Source organism: Actinomadura sp. WAC 06369, from assembly GCF_003947565.1.
GTDB classification, from domain to species: domain Bacteria; phylum Actinomycetota; class Actinomycetes; order Streptosporangiales; family Streptosporangiaceae; genus Spirillospora; species Spirillospora rifamycini.
In genome coordinates this window covers 24,484-44,397 of record NZ_QHJN01000018.1, presented here as the reverse complement: position 1 = coordinate 44,397, position 19,914 = coordinate 24,484, and the positions used below count along the sequence as shown (strand labels likewise).

Annotated in this window: 17 protein-coding genes and 4 pseudogenes; 16 read left to right on the top strand and 5 right to left on the bottom strand. The window is 69.4% G+C overall.

The features are described from left to right. Window positions 1-170 precede the first annotated feature (170 nt). Complete coding sequence (locus DMH08_RS07820) at window positions 171-668, bottom strand: carboxymuconolactone decarboxylase family protein (protein WP_125612668.1); 498 nt, start codon at window positions 666-668, stop codon at window positions 171-173. A 206-nt stretch (window positions 669-874) separates the two neighbouring features. Between DMH08_RS07820 and DMH08_RS07815 the strand changes: the two genes are divergently transcribed. Together DMH08_RS07815 and DMH08_RS07810 are read left to right on the top strand one after the other, a co-directional pair. Further along, a complete protein-coding gene (locus DMH08_RS07815; protein ID WP_125612666.1) occupies window positions 875-3,925 on the top strand; it encodes a hypothetical protein in 3,051 nt (1,016 codons plus the stop codon). Between the two features lie 326 nt (window positions 3,926-4,251). After that, window positions 4,252-5,144, top strand: a pseudogene (locus DMH08_RS07810) (IS630 family transposase). On the opposite strand, the gene DMH08_RS07805 reads toward DMH08_RS07810, so the two are convergent. Beyond that, the gene (locus tag DMH08_RS07805) at window positions 5,141-5,788 is read right to left on the bottom strand and encodes a TetR/AcrR family transcriptional regulator (RefSeq protein WP_199747672.1); all 648 of its coding nucleotides are present in this window, start codon (window positions 5,786-5,788) and stop codon (window positions 5,141-5,143) included. The pseudogene DMH08_RS07810 and the gene DMH08_RS07805 overlap by 4 nt on opposite strands. Before the next feature lie 284 nt (window positions 5,789-6,072). Here DMH08_RS07805 and DMH08_RS07800 point away from each other — a divergent pair, with 284 nt between their 5' ends. From DMH08_RS07800 to DMH08_RS42610, 5 genes and pseudogenes are all read left to right on the top strand, one after another. Next, complete coding sequence (locus tag DMH08_RS07800; RefSeq protein ID WP_267898526.1) at window positions 6,073-7,473, top strand: lipase family protein; 1,401 nt, start codon at window positions 6,073-6,075, stop codon at window positions 7,471-7,473. 158 nt (window positions 7,474-7,631) lie between these two features. Further along, window positions 7,632-9,239, top strand: a complete 1,608-nt coding sequence (locus DMH08_RS07795; RefSeq protein ID WP_026405178.1) for a GMC oxidoreductase — start codon at window positions 7,632-7,634, stop codon at window positions 9,237-9,239. 256 nt (window positions 9,240-9,495) lie between these two features. After that, window positions 9,496-9,759, top strand: a complete 264-nt coding sequence (locus tag DMH08_RS07790) for a hypothetical protein (RefSeq protein WP_125612664.1) — start codon at window positions 9,496-9,498, stop codon at window positions 9,757-9,759. Window positions 9,760-9,848: 89 nt separating this feature from the next. Continuing rightward, window positions 9,849-10,079: pseudogene (locus DMH08_RS42615) on the top strand (glycoside hydrolase family 3 N-terminal domain-containing protein); the annotation flags it as partial. A gap of 229 nt (window positions 10,080-10,308) precedes the next feature. After that, window positions 10,309-10,476 (top strand): annotated as a pseudogene (locus DMH08_RS42610) (glycoside hydrolase family 3 C-terminal domain-containing protein); the annotation flags it as partial. Between the two features lie 21 nt (window positions 10,477-10,497). Here the strand turns inward: DMH08_RS42610 and DMH08_RS42320 are convergent. Then, window positions 10,498-10,638: pseudogene (locus DMH08_RS42320) on the bottom strand (aldo/keto reductase); the annotation flags it as partial. 92 nt (window positions 10,639-10,730) lie between these two features. Beyond that, on the bottom strand, window positions 10,731-11,690 hold the full coding sequence (locus DMH08_RS07775) for a formylglycine-generating enzyme family protein (RefSeq protein ID WP_233617468.1): 960 nt from the start codon (window positions 11,688-11,690) through the stop codon (window positions 10,731-10,733). 112 nt (window positions 11,691-11,802) lie between these two features. On the opposite strand from DMH08_RS07775, the gene DMH08_RS07770 reads away from it, so the two are divergent. Beyond that, window positions 11,803-12,387 carry a PadR family transcriptional regulator gene (locus DMH08_RS07770; RefSeq protein ID WP_199747671.1) on the top strand — a complete coding sequence of 195 codons (585 nt, stop codon included), beginning with the start codon at window positions 11,803-11,805 and terminating at the stop codon, window positions 12,385-12,387. A 167-nt stretch (window positions 12,388-12,554) separates the two neighbouring features. Here DMH08_RS07770 and DMH08_RS07760 read toward each other — a convergent pair whose 3' ends face one another. Next, window positions 12,555-13,181: a cutinase family protein gene (locus DMH08_RS07760; RefSeq protein WP_125612658.1), complete on the bottom strand. Its 627-nt coding sequence runs from the start codon at window positions 13,179-13,181 to the stop codon at window positions 12,555-12,557. Between the two features lie 355 nt (window positions 13,182-13,536). Here DMH08_RS07760 and DMH08_RS07755 point away from each other — a divergent pair, with 355 nt between their 5' ends. From DMH08_RS07755 to DMH08_RS07715, 8 genes are all read left to right on the top strand, one after another. Further along, on the top strand, window positions 13,537-13,776 hold the full coding sequence (locus DMH08_RS07755; protein WP_125612656.1) for a hypothetical protein: 240 nt from the start codon (window positions 13,537-13,539) through the stop codon (window positions 13,774-13,776). 495 nt (window positions 13,777-14,271) lie between these two features. Continuing rightward, window positions 14,272-14,568, top strand: a complete 297-nt coding sequence (locus tag DMH08_RS07750; protein ID WP_125612654.1) for a transposase — start codon at window positions 14,272-14,274, stop codon at window positions 14,566-14,568. Next, window positions 14,565-15,065: an IS3 family transposase gene (locus DMH08_RS07745; RefSeq protein ID WP_125612652.1), complete on the top strand. Its 501-nt coding sequence runs from the start codon at window positions 14,565-14,567 to the stop codon at window positions 15,063-15,065. The genes DMH08_RS07750 and DMH08_RS07745 overlap by 4 nt, the downstream gene beginning before the upstream one ends. 246 nt (window positions 15,066-15,311) lie before the next feature. Beyond that, window positions 15,312-15,587, top strand: coding sequence for a hypothetical protein (locus DMH08_RS07740; protein ID WP_125612650.1), 276 nt, complete (start codon window positions 15,312-15,314; stop codon window positions 15,585-15,587). Between the two features lie 56 nt (window positions 15,588-15,643). After that, entirely contained in the window at window positions 15,644-15,958 is a 315-nt protein-coding gene (locus DMH08_RS07735; RefSeq protein WP_125612648.1) for a transposase, read from the top strand. Further along, window positions 15,958-16,626, top strand: coding sequence for an IS3 family transposase (locus tag DMH08_RS07730; RefSeq protein WP_158642272.1), 669 nt, complete (start codon window positions 15,958-15,960; stop codon window positions 16,624-16,626). The genes DMH08_RS07735 and DMH08_RS07730 overlap by 1 nt, the downstream gene beginning before the upstream one ends. 384 nt (window positions 16,627-17,010) lie before the next feature. Further along, complete coding sequence (locus DMH08_RS07720) at window positions 17,011-17,193, top strand: hypothetical protein (RefSeq protein ID WP_125612643.1); 183 nt, start codon at window positions 17,011-17,013, stop codon at window positions 17,191-17,193. 306 nt (window positions 17,194-17,499) lie between these two features. Then, window positions 17,500-19,767 (top strand): NACHT domain-containing protein, encoded by a 2,268-nt coding sequence (locus DMH08_RS07715; protein ID WP_125612641.1) that lies wholly within the window; start codon window positions 17,500-17,502, stop codon window positions 19,765-19,767. Window positions 19,768-19,914: the final 147 nt, after the last annotated feature.

The window sequence follows — 19,914 nt, the reverse complement described above, 5'->3', positions numbered from 1 at the left end:
TCCTCCTGCTGACCCTCGCCTGACGCGGAGGCGTCGCTTGTCGCGGTCTGTGCCGCCGCACGGCTCGCCAATGCGTTCAGGGCCGCGAGCGAGGTGCTCCGGACCCTCACTGCTCCTCGTTGGGGTCGTCGTTCGGGGGAACTTCTTGGGTTCCTTCGGTCCGGGGAGGGCTACTCGGCCCCGCGCCACTGCTCGGCGGGCGACACGCCGGGGAGCGGCTTGCCGATCAGCGCGAGCGGCGTGAAGAACCCGACCTGCCCGATCGCCATCGCCAGCGTCGCGAGGGCCTTGTCGTCGTAGTGCTCGGACGCCTCCGCGTACAGCGCGTCGGGGACCCGCTCGCCGCCCGCGGCGGGCGTGAGGACGGCCTCGGTCAGCGCGAGCGCCGCCCGCTCGGCGCCGGTGAAGTACGGCGCGTCCCGCCAGGACGCCACCGCGGTGATCCGCTCCTCCGGCTCCCCGGCCTTGCGGAGGTTCCCGGAGTGCAGGACGGTCAGGTAGGTGTTGCCGGCGAGCTGGCCGGCGCGCAGTTGCACCAGCCCGACGGTCGTCTGCGGGATCGAGCCGTTCCCGACGGCCTTGAACAGGGCGCCGCCGACGGCTCCGAGCTCGGGGACGAGCTGCTGCGGGTTCGGCAGCCGGGAGGCGGTGGTCGCGGAAGCGCTCATGGTCGGTCTCCTTCACAGTGGCGTTTCGCTCTGACACCGCACTGACGAAGGGAACCGGACGGATGTGACCGGCCCGTCCGAACAACTTTTCCGAGGGCCGCCCCGTTGGCCCGTCCGGCCGCGTGACCGCGCGGTGACCGGGACGAGAGCGACCGGGGAAAGGCTGCTCCGTGTCGAGTCCACACCCTTTCCGAGGAGTGCAGAACATGCCCCCCAGCACGCCTGACTTCGGTCCGCAGATCGACCCCTACTCGCGGTTCGAGGGCCAGCGGGACTGCGACCCGCCGGCGAAGCCGGGAACGGCGGCGTTCCGCGCCCTGGTGCTCGACGCCTACCCGGGCACCCGGGACATGGGCATCAGCAGGGAATGCCGCAGGGGCGGCCCCAGCGAGCACAAGGAGGGGCGCGCCTGGGACTGGGGAGTGGACGTCCGCACCCAAGGGCACATCGCGTCCGAACTCATCGACTGGCTCCTCGCCACGGACCGGCACGGCAACCCCCACGCGCTCGCCCGCCGCTTCGGGATCATGTACGTGATCTGGAACCGCCGCATCTGGGAGGCGTACCGCCACGACGCCGGCTGGACGCCGTACACCGGGGACAACCCGCACACCGATCACGTGCACTTCAGCTTCAACTGGGCAGGCGCCCGCAAGGAGACCACGTGGTGGACCACGTCCCCGTGGACTCCGCGGGTGAGCGTGGGTGTGCCGTCGGTGGTGGACCACGGTTCGGGGATGGTGGTGTTCGGTGTCGATGGGTCGGGCGGGGTGATCCATCGGTGGCAGAACGCGCCGGGCGGTGCGTGGTCGGAGTGGACGTCGCTGGGTCGTCCGGCGGGTGCGGCGGTGGGGCGTCCGTGGGCGCTGGTGGGGCGTTACGGCAAGCTGGTGGTGTTCGTCCGTGGTGATGACGGCGCGTTGTGGCACACGTGGCAGTCAGAAGCCGGGGAGTGGGCTCCGAACTGGGTGTCGCTGGGTGGTCGTCTGGCGAGTGACCCGGCGGTGGTGCTGAGCCCGAACGGTGCCCTGTCGGTGTTCGCCCGGGACCCCGGTGGGCGCGTCACGCATACCTGGCAGCGGGGTCCTGAGCACGGTCACGCGTGGAACGACGCCTGGGTCGACATGGAGGGCGCGGTGGAAGGGCGGCCCACGGTTCTGGTTGGCCGGGACGGCGGCATGGTCCTGTTCGCTCGCGGCGCCGATGGCGGGTTGCATCATCGCTGGCAGACCGGCACGGGCGGCCCCTGGTCGGGCTGGACGCCGTTGCACGGGCGGCTGGCGAGCGACCCGGCGGTGGTGCTGAGCCCGAACGGTGCCCTGTCGGTGTTCGCCCGGGACCCCGGTGGGCGCGTCACGCATACCTGGCAGCGGGGTCCTGAGCACGGTCACGCATGGAGCGACGCCTGGGTCGACATGGAAGGTGCGATGGAAGGACGGCCCACAGTCCTTGTCGGGCGGGACGGCGGCATGGTCCTGTTCGCTCGCGGCGCGGACGGCGGCCTGCACCACCGCTGGCAGACCGGCACCGGCGGCCCCTGGTCGGGCTGGACGCCCCTGCACGGCCACCTGACCAGCGACCCCGCAGTCGTCCTCAACCCCAGCGGCGACCTGTCGGTCTTCGGACGCGCGCCAGACGGACACCTCACCCACACCTGGCAGCGCGGTCCCGAACACGGTCACGCATGGAACGACACCTGGGTCGACATGCAAGGGGACCTCGCCCCCGACCCGGCCGCAACCACAAGGGTCGCATCAGCACGGCCCTGCCATGTCCCGCCCGATCGCGACCTTGAGGTGACCAAGGCCGTCTACATCGTCGGCCGCGACCTCAAGGTCTCCGACAAGGTGATGCTCGCCGGGTTCGAAGCCGGATGGGTCGAGTCCCACATGAACAACCTGCCGTGCGGGGACCTGGACTCCCTCGGAGTCTTCCAGCAGCGCCCCAGCCAGGGCTGGGGGACGCCGCAGCAGATCATGCACGTGCCCTACGCGGCCGAGCAGTTCTTCGTCCGCGCCGTACGCGTCGAGCAGAAGTTCCCCCACCTCTCCGCTGGGCTGACGGCGCAGGAGGTCCAGCGCTCAGCCTTCCCTGCGCGCTACGACCAGGCCGAGCCGAAGGCACGGGAACTGCTCAGGGAGGCCCGCGCTGCGGTCGGCACACCCCCGCGATGGACTCCGCGGGTGAGCGTGGGCGTGCCGTCGGTGGTGGACCACGGTTCGGGGATGGTGGTGTTCGGTGTCGATGGGTCGGGCGGGGTGATCCATCGGTGGCAGAACGCGCCGGGCGGTGCGTGGTCGGAGTGGACGTCGCTGGGTCGTCCGGCGGGTGCGGCGGTGGGCCGTCCGTGGGCGCTGGTGGGGCGTTACGGCAAGCTGGTGGTGTTCGTCCGTGGTGATGACGGCGCGTTGTGGCACACGTGGCAGTCGGAAGCCGGGGAGTGGGCTCCGAACTGGGTTTCCCTGCACGGTCGTCTGGCAAGCGACCCGGGGGTCGTCCTGAGCCCGAACGGTGCCCTGTCGGTGTTCGCCCGCGATCCCGGTGGGCGCGTCACCCACACCTGGCAGCGCGGTCCCGACCACGGTCACGCATGGAACGACACCTGGGTCGACATGGAAGGTGCGGTGCAGGGACGGCCCACAGTCCTGGTCGGGCGGGACGGCGGCATGGTCCTGTTCGCTCGCGGCGCCGATGGCGGCCTGCACCACCGCTGGCAGACCGGCACCGGCGGCCCCTGGTCGGCCTGGTCACCCCTGCACGGGCGGCTGGCGAGCGACCCGGCGGTGGTGCTGAGCCCGAACGGTGCCCTGTCGGTGTTCGCCCGCGATCCCGGTGGGCGCGTCACCCACACCTGGCAGCGCGGTCCCGACCACGGTCACGCATGGAACAACGCCTGGGTCGACATGGAAGGTGCGGTGGAAGGGCGGCCCACAGTCCTGGTCGGGCGGGACGGCGGCATGGTCCTGTTCGCTCGCGGCGCGGACGGCGGGTTGCATCATCGCTGGCAGACCGGCACGGGCGGCCCCTGGTCGGGCTGGACGCCCCTGCACGGCCACCTGACCAGCGACCCCGCAGTCGTCCTCAACCCCAGCGGCGACCTGTCGGTCTTCGGACGCGCGCCAGACGGACACCTCACCCACACCTGGCAGCGCGGTCCGGAGCACGGTCACGCATGGAACGACACCTGGGTCGACATGCAAGGGGATCTCGCGCCCGACGCCGACGGTCGCTCGGCACCGGCCGGCGCGGTGCGGTGATCGGGCCGCCGGTGGCTCAGGCGCGATCGGTGACGCGTTCTCGGTGGGTGGCGTCCGGACGGGCGTGCGCGGACGCCGTTCGGTTCGGGCGAGAAGTCCAGCGGCGAGCACGATGGCGAGGCCGGCCGCGCCGAGCGCGCCGCCGCCCCAGGACGGCGAGGTGTAGCCGAGCCCCGCGTCGATGGCGAGCCCGCTGAGGAAGGGCCCCAGGGCGTTGCCCAGGTTAAACGCGCCGATGTTGGCGGCGGGGGCGGGGCGCCCTCGGCCGCCTCCAGCATGTGAGGTTCCCCCCGTTACACGGACACCTGAGGTGAGGTCACTCGGCGATGTCTGAGGGCAGGTCGGGCCCTTCGAACGTGACGGGGCTCGTGCCGCTGGAGTTGACCGCTGAGGAGCGAGTGGAACCGGAACGGTGGGTGCGTCGGCGGAAGGACGCCCAGAATCTGGCGGTGCGGGCTCAGGTGATCCTGGTCTGTGATGCGGTGGCCGACGACGGGTTTCCCGTCTCGGTCAGAGCGGTGGCCGAGCAGGCCGGTGTCTCGGTGGACACGGCCTCCAAGTGGCGCAGGCGATTTCTGGCCGACCGCCTGGAAGGCCGGGCGGACGAGCCCCGCCCGGGTGGTCCGCGCAGCGTCACCGACGAGCAGGTCGCTGACCTGATCACGCGGACGCTCGAAACCAGACCGGCCGACGCCACACACTGGTCGACCCGCTCCATGGCCGCCAAGACCGGACTGTCCCAGTCGACGGCCTCCCGCGGGTGGCGGGCGTTCGGGCTCCAGCCGCACCGATCCGAGACGTTCAAGCTCTCGACGGACCGTTTCTTCGCCCGGCAAGGTCCATGACGTGGTCGGCCTGTACCTCCACCCGCCCGAACGCGCGCTGGTGCTGTGCGTGGACGAAAAATCGCAGATCCAGGCGTTGAACCGGTCCCAGCCGGTGCCGCCCGGAGTCCCTGAGCGGGTCACCTGCGACTACGTGCGGGCGGGCACCACCGCCTTGTTCGCCGCCCTGGACGTCGCGCCGGCAGGGTGATCGGCTCGCTGCACCGGCGCCACCGCGCGGTGGAGTTCCGCAAGTTCCTGATCAAGCTGGACGAGAGGCCTGGATCACCGCATGGAACGAGGACCCCGAGCCCTTCGTCCGGACGAAGACGGCCGACGAGATCCTCAACGCCGTCGCCTCGTACTGCAGGCGAATTAATGACTCAGAACACTAGTAGGGGAGACCTTCGGATGCGGCGCGGAGCGCCGCGTGCAGGCGGACCGTGAGCTCTGCGGGCGGCGCGTCGGCCCGGTCGGCGAACTCGGCGGCGAAGTCCTCCGCGGCCGCCCGCAGGGCGCCGTTGAGCGTGGCGGCGTGCACCTTCACCCGGAGGTCATCGGGGTCCCTGCCGGTGCGCCGGGCGAGGAGATCGGCGAGGACGGGCAGCGCGTCGTCGTGAGCCTGCAGCCAGACGAGCCGCAGGCTGGGTTCGCTGCGGGTCAGGCGGAGCAGGTCGAGAACGACGGGCTCGGCGATCGGCAGGTCGCCGCGGTCGGCGGCGCTGCCGATGAAATCGAGGAGTGAAGTGCCCTCCGGCCAGTGCTGGAGTGCCTCGATGGCGGTGTCGAGCCCCGCCGCGAGCAAGGGGCGTACACAGCTTTCCTTGCTGGGGAAATAGCGCCAGAGCGTGCGGGCGGAAATGCCCACCGCCTCGGCGATGTGCTCGCCGGTGGTGTGGGCGACGCCGTTGGCGGTGAACAGCCGTACCGCCTCGCGGGCGATCTCAGATCGGAGGGCGGCCTTGCGCCGTTCGGCGTACGACGGTCTGGACCTAGGAGGTGGCCCCGCTGCCACTGTGCCTGGCGCCGGGTCGTGCACCGCTGTCCACCGTCCTCGCCTTCTCGAAAAGCTCAGGATAGCCAATCCGAAAATGACTCATGCAGACATCTTGTCATTCAGTGACATCCAGCCTACTCTGCCGTGAAGTGACTGATCAGTAACAAGGGCGGGCCTCGCGTCACGCGCGACTGCGGTCGTGTTGCGGCCACCGGTTGCGCAGCAGTTCTTCGACGTGTTCAACGTCGGTGTCGAACCTTAGGGCGCCGCACCACAGAGACCGTCTGCTCCACCCAGTCCGCCCTTTGAAGCAGGGAGTGTGCCTCGTGAAGCCGCACCACCCATCCCGGCCGCCGAACGGCCCGTCCGCCAGACCACGCCGGGGAAGGGACGGGCGGCGGTCCGGCGTCCCCCCGCGCTTCCGGCACGGTCTGCTCGCCGCCGCGCTACTGGCGGGCGGCGCCCTCACCGTGCCCACCACGACGGCCGCCGCCGACGGCGGACCCGCCGCGGCGCCGCCGAGCGAGCCCGGTACCGCCTTCTACGTTCCCCCCGCCGAACTTCCGGCCGCCAACGGGGCGCTCGTCCGTACCGAGGAACTGCGGCTCGGCCTCGCCCTTCCCGGCCTCAACGGTCCCCTGCCGGGAGAGGCCATCCGCATCATGTACAAGTCCACCGATTCCGATGGGAAGCCGGTGGCCGTGACCGGCGCCTACATCGAGCCGTCCGCGGAGTGGCCCGGCGCCGGCCCCCGCCCCTTGGTCGCGCTCGCCCCGGGGACCATGGGGCAGGGGGACCAGTGTGCCGCGTCCAAGGCGCTGGAGACGCCCCTGTCGGTCGGCGAAGGGTCGGTATCCGTCGGCTACGAGAACGTGGCGATCTACCGCTTCCTCGCCAAGGGGGCGGCCGTGGTCGTCACCGACTACGTCGGTCTCGGCACGACCGACCGGCTGCACACCTACGTCAACAGGCTGGACGGCGGGCACGCCGTGCTGGACGCCGTCCGCGCCGCGCGCGCTCTGCCCGAAGCCTCGGTGACCGGCGACTCCCCCGTCGGGCTGTACGGGTACAGCGAGGGCGGCGCGGCGACCGGTTCGGCCGCCGAACTCCAGCCCGTCTACGCACCGGACGTGGAGCTCGCCGGGGCATACGTCGGCGCTCCGCCCGCCGACCTGGCCGAGGTCCTGAAAGCCGTCGACGGCAGCACCCTGGCCGCCGCCCTCGGCTGGTCGATCAACGGCTTCCAGCAGTACGAGCCCCGGTTGAAGCCGATCCTGGACGCGTACACCAACGACACGGGCAAGCGGGCGCTGGCGGACCTGTCCACCGGGTGCGTCGGTGAGGGAATCTTCGGCTACGGCGGGGTCGCGAGCAGCACGTGGACGACCGACGGCGAGTCGGTGCCGGAGATCGTCGCGAACGAGCCCGTCGTGCAGAAGATGCTGGACGACCAGCGGCTCGGCGGGCACGCCCCCGCGGCTCCGGTTCGCGTGGCGACCGGCATCGAGGACGACCTGGTCCCCCACGCTCAGGCCCGCCGGCTGGCCGTGGACTGGTGCGCCGAGGGCGCCTCCGTCACCTACGCACCGGTCTCCGGCCCCGACGTCGGAGAGAAACTGATCAACCACTTCCTGCCCTTGATCATCGACCAGGAAAACGCGATCGACTGGGTCACCGCCAGGCTGGACGGCCGACCCGCCACATCCACCTGCCGGGCGATCGCCTGACGAACGGCGGTTCCGCGCCGGGGCGGTGACGCCCTCCTCGGCATCCGGACGGCCCGGCCGCGGGGCCGCGGCTGGGTCCAGGCCACTGGCGAAACCCCGGGGTCGCGCGGCGACAACCCGGCCGAAATCCCCTCCACCCCGATCCTGGAGATACCCCCATGCCCATCAGTAGACGCACTTTCCTCGCCGGCACCGCCGCCGGAGCCGCGGCTCTCGGAGCGGCGCCCGCCGCCGGCGCGGCAACGGTGACGGCGTCCCCCTCCCGTGTCCGGCTCACCAGGGAGGAACACCGGGCGGTCGTCATCGGCTCGGGGTTCGGCGGCGGCGTGGCCGCGCTCCGACTCGCGCAGGCGGGAGTGCCGGTGACCGTTCTCGAGCGCGGACGGCGGTGGCCCACCGGGCCGAACGCCCGCACCTTCCCGACGCTGGCGAACCTGGATCGGCGCGCGATCTGGCACGGCACCATTCCGGAGGCGCTCCGGTCCCTGGCGCGGCTCGCCGGCCGGCCCCTCGGCCTCGATCCTTACGTGGGGTTGCTGGAGCCCGTCGCCGGGCAGAACATTCTCGCGGTCTGCGCGGCCGGTGTCGGCGGCGGCTCCCTCGTCTACCAGGGCATGACCCTGCAACCCTCCGAAGAGTTGTTCCACGCCTGCCTGCCCGAGGAGCTGGACTACCGCCGGATGAACGCGGTCCACTATCCGAGGGTCGCGCGCATGTTGCGCGCGGCGACCGCACCCGAGGAGCTGATCGCGTCGCCGAACTACGCCGCGGCGCGCGTCTTCGCCCGGCGCGTCCGTGAGGCGGGCTACGAGCTGAGCAAGATCCCGATGCCCATCGACTGGAACTACGCGCTGGCCGAACTCCGCGGGGAGATGACGCCTTCGTACACGAACGGAGACTGCGCTCTGGGCGTCAACAACGGCGGTAAGCACTCCGTCGATGTCACGTACATCCGCCAGGCCGAACGGACCGGCAGAGTCACCGTCCACACCCATCACCACGTGACCGGGGTGGCCCGAGCCAAGGACGGACGCTGGCAGGTCCACGTCGACCGCACCGACGATTCGGGCGAGGTACTGGAGCAGAAGCTGCTCACCACCCGCGCCCTGATCATGGCGGCCGGCAGTCTCAACACCAGCAAACTCCTCGTGCGGGCCGCCGCGACGGGCGCCGTTCCGGATATGCCGGACCGCCTCGGCGAGGACTGGGGCACCAACGGCGACCGCATCTACGCCTGGACCAATCTCCAGGAGGACTTCGGCGAGGAACAGGGCGGCCCGGTCATCTACGGCAGCAAGGACTGGGGCTCGTCCGCCACGGCCAACACCGTCATCCAGGCGTCGATGCCCCCACTGGGCGTCAACGCCAGAACGACCATGCTGGTCGGCTTCGGTGTCAGTCCCGACCGCGGCCGCTTCCGGTACGACGGGCGGACAGACGCCGTCTCCCTCGTCTGGCCTCGCCGGGGCGACGACGCGGTGCGTCGAGCGATTCACCGGCGGATCACCCGGCTGGCCCACGGACCGGGGGCGGTCACCGACACCAACGCCATCGTCAACAGCACCTGGCACCCGCTCGGCGGCGCCTCGATGGGCACCGTCTGCGACCTCGACGGCAGGGTGCTGGGCCAACGCGGACTCTACGTCCTCGACGGCGCCTTGATCCCCGGCACCACGGCGGCGTGCAACCCCTCCATGACGATCGCGGCCGTCGCCGAACGCGCCATGGAATCCCTCGCCGCCAAAGATGTCGGCACCATCATCTGAACCCGACCGCACCCGTCGAGCGTCCAGCGCTCAATGGTCGATCTTCCGCATCGCTGGCCGTGGCCGTCGCCGCCGAACCAGGCTCCCATCCACCCGAGACGCCCGGCTGGGAATCCGCAGCCGGGCGTCTCGCCGAACCTCCGTCCACAGCCGGTTCCCCACCGGTGTCTCGAGGAGCCCGCTGAGCCGCCCGGTTCGCAGGGAGTGTCCAACCCCGCGTAGGTCTCCAGCGGCGCCTCAGCGAGCGGCCCGGGTGTTGGGCTACAAGGAGGATGCTCGGCTTTCCCCGAGTCGGCGGCAATCCGATGCGGCTCGCGCCGCCGATGAACCCGGCAGCCTGGAGCGAATAAGTGAAGGCTTCGGCCGCATTGGCAGCAAGGTCGGGCATGCCCGGCTTCTGGGCAATCTCCATGGCCACGCCGAGCGACTCTTCGGCCTGCTCCGCAAGTGCCGAGTCCAGGTGTTGCAGGCTCTCGACCCCTGCTTCGGCGGTGAAGTTCGCTCGAAACATCAGCGCTGAGATCCTACCGAGGATCGTCACGCCGAGGTTGCTGCCGACGTCGTAGGCGTTCTGTTTCGGGGTGTGTCGCCCCGCCGACTTGAACTCCGCTGAACCCTGCACGCGCCGCTGGTCGGCCGTGTTCGCTACGCACCCTGCGCGAAATCTACCTGCCGGCGTTCGAGCGGGTCGTCACCCAAGCACGGCCCGCGGTGGTGATGTCCTCCTACAACAAGATCAACGGTGTGTACGCCTCGGAAAACCGGTGCCTGCTGAGCGAAGTGCTGCGCAAGCAATGGGGTTTCGAGGGCGCGGTCGTCTCTGACTGGGGCGGGGTCGACGACCGGGTCGCCGCACTGGCCGCGGGCCTGGACCTGCAGATGCCCGGCAACGAGGAGTCGACGACGCCGAGGTCGTGCGGGCGGTCCGCGATGGAGAGCTGGACGAGGCCGTCGTCGATCAGAGCGTCCGCAGGGTGGGGTCGCTCGCCGAGCGCGCCGTCCCGGCGACGGTGGATTCGGCACCGAGGCCCACCACGCCCTGGCCAGGAAACTGGCCACCGCCTGTGCTGTGCTTCTGAAGAACGACCACGCCACCCTGCCCATCGCCGAGCGAGCACAGCGCATCGCCGTCATCGGCGAGTTCGCAGTCGTGCCGCGCTACCAGGGCGGCGGCAGCTCGCATATCAACCCCACCCGCGTCGATGCCGCGTTGCCGGCGATCCAAGCGCGTCTCGGACCGGCCGAACTCGCCACCGTAGGTGTCCGCGGTGTCGATCAGGTTCACCCCCGCGTCGAGCGCACGGTTCACCAGGCGGCCGGCCAGCTCCTCGTCGATCCAGGTGTCGCGGGTGAATCCCGAACCGAAGCTCATGGCGCCGAGGGAGATCGTGGAAGGCACCGGCCCCACCTCGATTCTTCTCGAGAGGGGGCGGGTCGACGTGCCGATCCGCCGGCTCCCGCCGCTGCCGCGTCCGACCCCCCTCACAACTCTCAATCGCGGCGCGTCACGGTGCGGAAGCCCGCGTTGCCCATGCTCGAGTCGGGCGTGTTCGACGACCTGACCGCGTTCCGGTACCGGTTGCAGTAGGACTCGTGGCAGAGATACGAGCCGCCGCGCAGCACTCGCAGGCCGGAAGCCACCCGGGGACGCGGGTCGTGCACCGGGCCTCCGGCGCGGGCGCGCTTGGCGTACGCCCGCGGATCGAACGCGTCCTCGCACCACTCCCACACGTTGCCGACCGTCTGCCATAGGCCGAAGCCGTTCGGCGCGAAGGCGCGCACGGGCGCTGTCGCGAGCCAGCCGTCCTCACCGGTGTTCCGATCGGGGAACGTCCCCTGCCAGATGTTGGCCCGCCACTCGCCCCGGATCCCGAGCAGTTCGTCGCCCCAGGGATAGCGGGCGCCCTCAACTCCGCCGCGCGACGCGTACTCCCATTCGGCCTCGCGCGGCAGGCGCCGCCCGGCCCAGGCGCAGTAGCTCTGGGCGTCGTTCCAGGTCACGTGGACCACAGGATGCTCTTCCCGCCCCCGCAGGTCGGATCCCGGGCCCTCAGGGCTTCTCCAGTTCGCTCCCTTCACGGCGAGCCACCATGGAGCGCGAGGAGCCGTGCCCAGCACCTCCGCACCCGGGTGCGCCAGCGTGCGGAAGACCGCTGAGAAACCGGCGGCCTCCGCTTCGGTTCGGTAACCCGTGTCATCCACGAAGCGCGCGAAGTCGTCGTTGGTGACGGTCGTGGCGTCGATCTCGAAGGCGTCGAGCGTGACCTCATGGACGGGCGACTCACCGTCCCCGGCGAGTCCGTCGCCGAAGGCGTCTCCCATCAGGAAGGCGCCGGCCTCGATGCGGCACTGCTCGATCAGATGCGCGCCGGGCCCGGAGGGAGCGGCCCGCCGCATGCCCGACGTATCGGAGGTGAGGCGGGGCGTGCAGCACGGGGAGGGGTCGTCCACGGAACCGACCTATCGACGTGAGTATGGCACTTGTGCCATGGTAGGTCATTCCACTTGTGGCATGGTCAGCTTTCCGGCAACGACGGGCACACCCACGATGAAGCTAGAGTTCTTGCTCCTCTCGGCCCTGCTCCTGCGCCCCAGTACGGGCTACGAGCTGAAGAAGTTCTTCGACACGTACGGCCGGTTCCTGCGGTCCAACACGACCATGAGCCAGGCGTACCGGACGCTGGCGGCGATGGAGAAGCGCGGCTGGGTGGAGCACACGATCGAAGAACGGCCCGGGGCGACGAACGCCAAGCGCTACCGCGTGACCGAAGAGGGGCACACGGTGGTCCTGGACTGGCTGGCGAGCCCGTACAACCCGCCCTCGCGGTTCCAGGACCCCGATCTCTGGGTGCGGCTGGGCAGTGCGGCGTTCATGGCGGTGGAGGAGGTCATCGCCATCCTGGACGTCGAGATCGACACGCGACGGGACGAGGTCGCGAAGTACCGCCATCGGGAGCGCCCCCTGTTCGCCGAGGCCCCGCCCGGCCACGACATCGAACTCGGCACCCAGATGGCCGAATGGATCCACCGGCGCTCGGCCGAGGAGATGGACCGCCACATCGCCTCGCTCGTCGAGCTCCGCCGGCGGCTCCTCGACGGAACCCCCATCAATCCCGCGCCAGCGCACGGCCCGGAGGAGACGCGGTGAGAGCCGTCATCGTCATGTTCGACAGCCTGAACCGGCACATGCTCGCGCCCTACGCCGACACCTTCGTCGACGCGCCGAACTTCGCCCGCCTCGCGTCCAAGGCCGTGACGTTCGACAACTTCTACGCGGGTTCGCTGCCGTGCATGCCGGCCCGCCGCGGCAGTTCCTTACCGGGGGTAGAACTGGCCGTTGTACCACGTGCCATTGCCGTCGTTGGAGTAGTGGTCGACGTTAAAGCTGTAGGCCCCGTGGTTTCCTCCCCACAGGTAGCCGGGCAGTCCCGAGGACGCGTTGATATCGCAGATGAGGTCGTTGGTGCAGATGGACACGGTGGGGATGTCGCCGTAGAAATCGTCGGCGTAGGCGAGCGGGAACCCGACGAAGGGGGCGACGAGCGGGTGGGCCGCAACTCCCGCGTTACCCGGGCCCGCCGGGCGCTTGGGGTCGGCGACCAGGACCGCGTTCACGTTGTCGATGGTCGGCCAGTTCTCAGTGACCCAGGTGTGGACCACCGCGGCGCCCAGTGAGTATCCGAGCGCCTTGATGTGCTGGCCCGGGCACGCGTTGCGCTGGTTGCGGATGAGCCGGTTCAGCTCGTTGGTGCCCTCCCGGACGTTGTAGCCGACCCGCTGGGTGACGTTGCCCGTCCAGATTCTGGAGTCGTTGTCCCAGGTGCCGCCGACCGCGATTGTGTATGTGCCCTCGCACGAGGCCGCCTGCGCGACGGGCGCCATCGGCACGGTGAGTCCGGTCAGCGCCAGCAGACTGGCCGATAGAGCAGAGAGTCTTCTCATTCGATCCCCTCTTCTTGGTGCGTTTGAGGTGTCGACCGAGCAGCGGCGCCAGGTTCTCCCTTCCCTGGCGGGTACCGACTGTGGTCCTCATGCGGACCGCGCGGTTGCTCCGATGAATGGACTGATACTCGCTAGAGCATCACCGAAACCGAGACCTCAATCAAGCAAACATTCGTATTTTTTTGAGAAAGGTCCCATGCCTGCCAGCTCAGCACGACGGGGATTCACAGGTTGCCCTCCGTGACAGGTGCCGCTGGCAGGTGACAGTTATCGCTGGCGGTCACAACGTCCACGATGGTGCGGGCCTGCAGGCCATCTACCTTTTTATCGAACGCATGTTCTAGAGTGATGCCCTATGTTGCTCGATGAGACTGTGACGGCGGAGACCGCACCATCAGGACGGCCGATCGAGATCAGCGGCTCGCGCGGCCACTGGCGGGTCCGGCGAGTGCTGGGCGAATGGCAGGCGCCGGGCGAGACGCGGCTGTACCGGCTGCAGATGTCCACCCTGGACGGGCCCGCGGTCGCCGAGGTCGCCTCCCCCGCCGCCAGCGCCGAGCCGCACGGCTGGCGGTTGCGGCAGATCTGGCGCTGAGCCGGCCCGTGTTCCCGCCCACGTGGTGCCCGTACGGACACGCTCCCGGCCCGGGCCGGGTGCTGGTCGGCTGGGCGCCCTGCATCTGCGCCGAGGCCCTCGGCCACATCGCGGCCACCGCACCCATCAGTGCCTGGCCTGCCGCCGTTACCGGATCACCAGCGTGCACTACTCCCCGCCACACCTGGGCGGCGGACACCCCGACAGGTAGGGCCGGTGAGCCGTCGGCCTGTGGCGCGGCCTGCAGATAATCGTGCTCCCGAGCTTGCCGGGCTAGTGCGCTGTCCAGAAAAGTTCACCGGGTTCGTGACACGCCGGGACGGGACCGGGACGGCCGGGACGGGGAGCACCACGCTCGACGGCAACGAGTTTGCCGTCGAGCGGGAGGAGCACCGATGGCCGAGCCGGTCAGAGCACGCAGATTGACCGTGAGGTGCCCCGGTCTTCCGGACAGGGCCCAACTAGAGTTGGGGAGAGAACCGGAAAGGAAGGCCGTTGGCACGACAGAGGCGGCATTTCACCCAGGAGCACAAGGACGGGATCGTCCGCATGGTCCTGGACGGCCCGCGCCCCATCGTCCATGTGGCCCGCGAAGTCGGCATCCACGACACCACCCTGGGCAACTGGGTCAAGGACTACCGCAGACGCCACGGCGACGACGCGTCCACCACATCGGCCGGCGACCCGAAGAGCACCCGGGAACGCGAACTCGAGCGCGAGAACCGCAAGCTCCGCGAAGAGAACGACTTCCTGAAAAAAGCCGCGGCCTTCTTCGCGAAGGATCACCGGTGAGCACCAAGTACGAGCTCATCGACGCGGAGAAGGCCCACCACGCCGTCGTCGACATGTGCGCCTGGCTGCGCGTGTCCCGGTCCGGCTTCTACGAACGGCGGAGCCGCCCGTTGTCGGCGACCGCCGAACGCCGGGAGCGCCTCAAGCCGATGACCGAGGCGGTATTCGCCGCCAACCACGACACCTACGGATACCGGCGCGTCCACGCGGTGCTCGCCCGCTCCGCCGAGGATGCCTCACCCGAGCTGGTGCGGCAGCTGATGCGCGAACTCGGGCTCGAGCCGGTGCAGCCGCGCCATCCACAGACCGCCCCGATCACCTTCACCGTTTCCCGACCTCAACGACCGACCGCGCACCGCCTACATCGAACTGTCTCCCTACGGCCCGGACGAGCGTATACACGACACCGCCGAGCTGGTGCAGAACGCCGGCTAGGATATCCACCTCGCCGACCGCCTCAACAGCGGCGAAGGGATCCTGGATCGGGCCGAGGCTGATTGGACGGCCCTCGCCGGCTCCCATATCGCCATTGTCGACGTGCGCGGTCCCGAGACGCCCCCCGGCGCGGCCGTGGTCATCGGCGCTTGCGTGGCAGCCGGACGCCCCGTCTACGCGCCGGACCCCCGATGCTGGTGGACCTTCGCCGACGGACGCGAACCCAATTACCGCAACCTCGTGATCCAATACGAGCTCACCGCAACCTTCGACCGCCCCGAAGGACTTCCCGTTCTGGTGGCCGCCCGATGAACGTGGATCTGGCACGATGGGCCGCCCGCCACGAGGTCATCGTGCTGGAAGGATGCGACGGCGTCGGCACGACCACCCTCGCCACCAAGCTCGCCCAACACCACGGATTCCAACTCGTCCACGCCACTCGCACACCGGACGGCGTCGACCTCGCAGAGCGCTACCGCACCATCCTCGCCATACCCGGCCGGATCATCCTGGACCGCTGCTTCATCAGCGAACTGGTGTACGGCCCGCTCCTTCACGGCCGATCCCGCCTCACCTTCGCCTGAGGTTCCCCCCGGAGCACGGACTGCTGACCTGAGGTCACCGGTGATCATCAGGAAGGATGTTCGCCATGCCGTCACCACACCCACCCGAGTTCCGCCGCCGCGCGGTCGAGCTGGCCCGCCAGGGCGACAAGTCCATGGTCCAACTGGCCGAGGATCTGGGCATCAGCCGGTCCTGCCTGCAGAACTGGGTGAACCAGGCCGATGCCGACGACAAAAGCTCCGGAGGGAAGGACGGTAGTAACCGCCTGACCACCGCGGAGAAGAAGGAACTGGCTGAGCTGCGGCGGCGCAACCGGCAACTGGAGACAGAGAACGAGATCCTCAAACGGGCGGCCGCGTACTTCGCCCGTGAAAACGTTCTCCCAAAGTAATTTACTCGCTGGTCCGCGAACTCGCCGCCGACTCCATCCCGGTCGCGGTGGCCTGCCGAGTATTAAACGTCTCCACGTCGGGATATTACGACTGGCTCGGCCGGCCCGAGCCGCCCCGCACGTTGCGGAACAAGGAACTGATGAAGATGATCCGTGAAATACACGCCGATTCCCGAGGCAGTTACGGCTCGCCCCGTGTGCATGCGGAACTGACGCTGGGGCTGGGCGAACGGGTCAACCGCAAACGGGTCGAACGGCTGATGCGCCACGCCGGGCTGCAGGGCGTCTACCGGCGCAGGGGCCGCAGCAACCCGGTGCATCAGGCGACCGAGGAGGACTTGGTACAGCGACGCTTCGTCGTCGCCGGCCCGGACCGGCTCCGGTTGACCGATATCACCGAGCATCCGACCGAAGAAGGAAAGCTGTACTGCGCAGCGGTCATGGACGCCTATTCGCGGCGGATCATCGGCTGGTCGATCGACTCCCACCAGGACACCGATCTCGTCGTCAATGCCCTAACGATGGCCGCAACCCGCCGGCCGGTTCGACCATTCTGCATTCCGATCACGGCACGCAATACACGTCCTGGGCTTTCGGGAAGTGCCTGCGGGATGCCGGGCTGCTCGGCTCGATGGGCACGGTCGGTGACTGCTACGACAATTCGATGATGGAATCGTTCTGGGGGACGATGCAACTGGAGTTGCTCGACGCCCGCACCTGGAAGACCCGTGAAGAACTCGCCGGTGCTGCATTCAAATGGGTTGAGTGCTGACATAATCCGTAAAGGCGGCATTCCAGTATCGGAATGCACAGCCCCGTCACGTTCGAAGGGCTCGACCTGCCCTCAAGCATCGCCGAGTGACCTCACCTCAGGTGTCCGTGCAACGGGGGGAACCTCACGACGTGTTCGCCGCGAAGGAGACGAGTCAGGTGTATGGCCGAAGCTGAGTCGTAGCGAAATGCTTTTCGTCTAGCGTCGCCATGACACCGTGGTGGTCGGAGTTGTCGACGAGTTCACATCCGGTCAGCCCGGCTGCTACCGCCGGTGTCAGATGGATCTGGTCGACTCGGACGCCACCAGCTTTGCCGGTCGGGGCGAGCAGCGCGAGGTCGCCGCGTTCTCGGCGGCTGCGGCGGTCATGCCGCCGTCGGCCAAGATCTGGCCCACAGCGGTGTTGCCGCGCCACGGCTCGTCGGGCGAGGAACTGGGCATGCACCGGGAGGCTCGGTTGTAGGGGACCCTACCTATCCTGCGCCGTTCCATCGACCTTCTCGCGGCCGCAATTACGTCGGTTCCTAGTCGCGCCTCCGCCCCCTAGTGGAAGTGGACGTTGCCGTCGAACGCCCTGACCAGCCATCAGCAGGATCCTCCCGCCCATCGGCACCGCCGCGAGGTTTTCGGGCTGCCCGCCGAGTGGGTTCCGGTGAACCGGGATGGGGGTATGTGGGTCTTTACCAGCGCGGCGCGGGGCATCGGCGTCAGGATGGCAATCATGGGTAGGGGCAGAGGCTGGCGGCGGCCGTGGCTGACAATCCTGGTGGTGGTCGTTGGAGTGCTGGTGCTGGCCTGGTGGACCTTCGACCCGCTGTTCGACCAAGGCGAGGCGGGGCTGGGGGATGCGGCAAACCGCGCGCAGCTGACCGCGCTCGTACTCGCCGCCGCAGTGGCCCTGGTCAGCACGGTTCGGTGGGCACGACACCGCTCCCGCCGGATCGGCGCCGCCGCACCTTCTTTGGACACCCTGGCGCAGGCCAAGGAACTTCTGGCCGAGCTGGTGGACCAGCAGTGGAAGCAAGAGGCGCGGCTGCGGTCGCTGGATGACCCCGACCCGATCCCGGTGCGGTGGCGGACCCCGGACGCGGCCGAGCTGATGGACCACGCCGTCAACATCGACCGCTCAGCCGCACCGCCCGGTGGGCCTGAGGACAGGCTGACGCGGTTGTGGTGGATGGCCTCCAGCGCTGACATCGGCGCGCTGGCGAACCGGTTCCGTCGTACCCGGCGACGTCGGCTAGTAATCCTGGGCGGACCGGGCACCGGCAAGACCACCCTGGCGCTGCAGTTGCTGCTGCATCTGCTGGCTACCCGCACCGCCGATGAGCCGGTCCCGGTGCTGCTGCCGGTGGCCGACTGGGACACCCGGCGCCATCCCCACTTGCAGGAGTGGATTGCCGACCGGCTCACCGGAGACTATCCGGCACTGCGCGCACCCGAGCTCGGCACCGAGGCGGCAGCGGCCCTGGCCGTGCGCGGACATATCCTGCCTGTCCTCGATGGGCTAGACGAGCTGCCCCGACCCGCCCAGCAAGCAGCGGTCACCGCGCTGAACCGGTCTCTGGGCGGGGACGACCAACTCATCCTCACCAGCCGCACCACCGAGTTCACCACCGCAATCAACGCCGCAGGGGAGGTGATCACCTCCGCCGCCGTGCTGGAACCTCGCCCGCTGACACCCGAGGCCGCCGCCGACTACCTCACCCGCTGCCTGCCGCTCTCCCCCGGACCGGCTTGGCAGCAGACCCTGACCGCGCTACGCGCCACACCCCCCGCAGACCAGACCCCGCCCGGCCCGGGCCGCCGTCCGGCGGCGGCGCTGGCCGACCTGGCTGCCACCCCGCTGGGGCTGTGGCTGGTCCGCACCGTCTACACCGAACCCGGCACCGACCCCACCTCTCTGACCGACCCGGACCGATTCCCCACCCCCGCCGCGCTTCAGGCCCACCTGCTCGACCAGATCATCCCCGCCCTGATCACTACCCGACCGCCCAGCGACAACTCTGCCGAACCGTTTCGCCCCCGCCGCCGCTACGACCCCGCCCAAGTCCACCACTGGCTGGGATACCTGGCCCACCACCTCACCACCCAACCCGCCACCGGCGGTCAAGGCACCCGCGACCTCGCCTGGTGGCGATTGGCCGCCACCACCAACACCTTCACCGCGGCCACCCGGCTCTTCGTTGCCCTCACCACCGGCCTCACCACCGGACTCGCAACCGGACTGGTGTTCGGAATCACGGGAGGGCTCACGGATAGACTCATATCAGGGCTCGTTTTCGGGCTCACGGCTACCATCGCGTTCGGGCCCGCGGCCAGCCTCGCCGTCGGCCTTACAGCACGATCATGGACGCACGACCCACCCGGATACGCGGACCTGCGCCTTCGCCGACGCTCGGCCACCCTCGCCCGCAACCTCGCAACCCGGCTCCCACACGGACTTGCGGCCGGGCTCGCGGTCGGGCTCGTACTGGACTTCACGAGCACAGTCGGGGAGTACTACCTCGCCGTGGACGGCCACACCTACTACAAAACCCCCAGCAACGGCTTCTTCGCCCCGAACGGCTACGTTCCTACGGATTACGAGGAGGCGGGCAACCTGGCTGACTTCCTCACGGCAGATCTCGTGGAACAGCTCGCAAGTGGGATTCTGACCGGGCTCGTCCTCGGGCTCCCGCTCGCGATTGGGCTGGGGATCATGGCTTGGGCAGCGACACCAGCGCGAACTCATCACGCCACAACACCGATGAGCAGCTGGCGCACCGACCGGAGACTGAACCTGCTCCGCTTCTTCACCGCAACGCTCGCCATCGTCCTCACGACCGCACTCGTGTTCGGGATCGCAGCCACGCTCCTGTCCGAGAGCACGGGTGAGCTGGTGGTCGTACTAGTGTTCGGCCCCTTGTACGGGCTCGCGGTCGGGCTTCCGACCGGGCTTATATCCGGGCTTGCGTTCGGAAAACACCGAGCGTGGTGGGCCTACCAGATCGCCACCTGGAATCTGGCACGGGCGGGCACCTGCCGCACCGGCTGATGGTCTTTCTGGACGACTGCCACCGCCTCGGCCTACTGCGCACGGTAGGCCCCTACTACCAGTTCCGCCACGCCGAACTCCACGACCACCTCGCCGCCACCCACCCACTCCCGCACGCCGGAAGACCCCACCGCCACTCAACCTGAC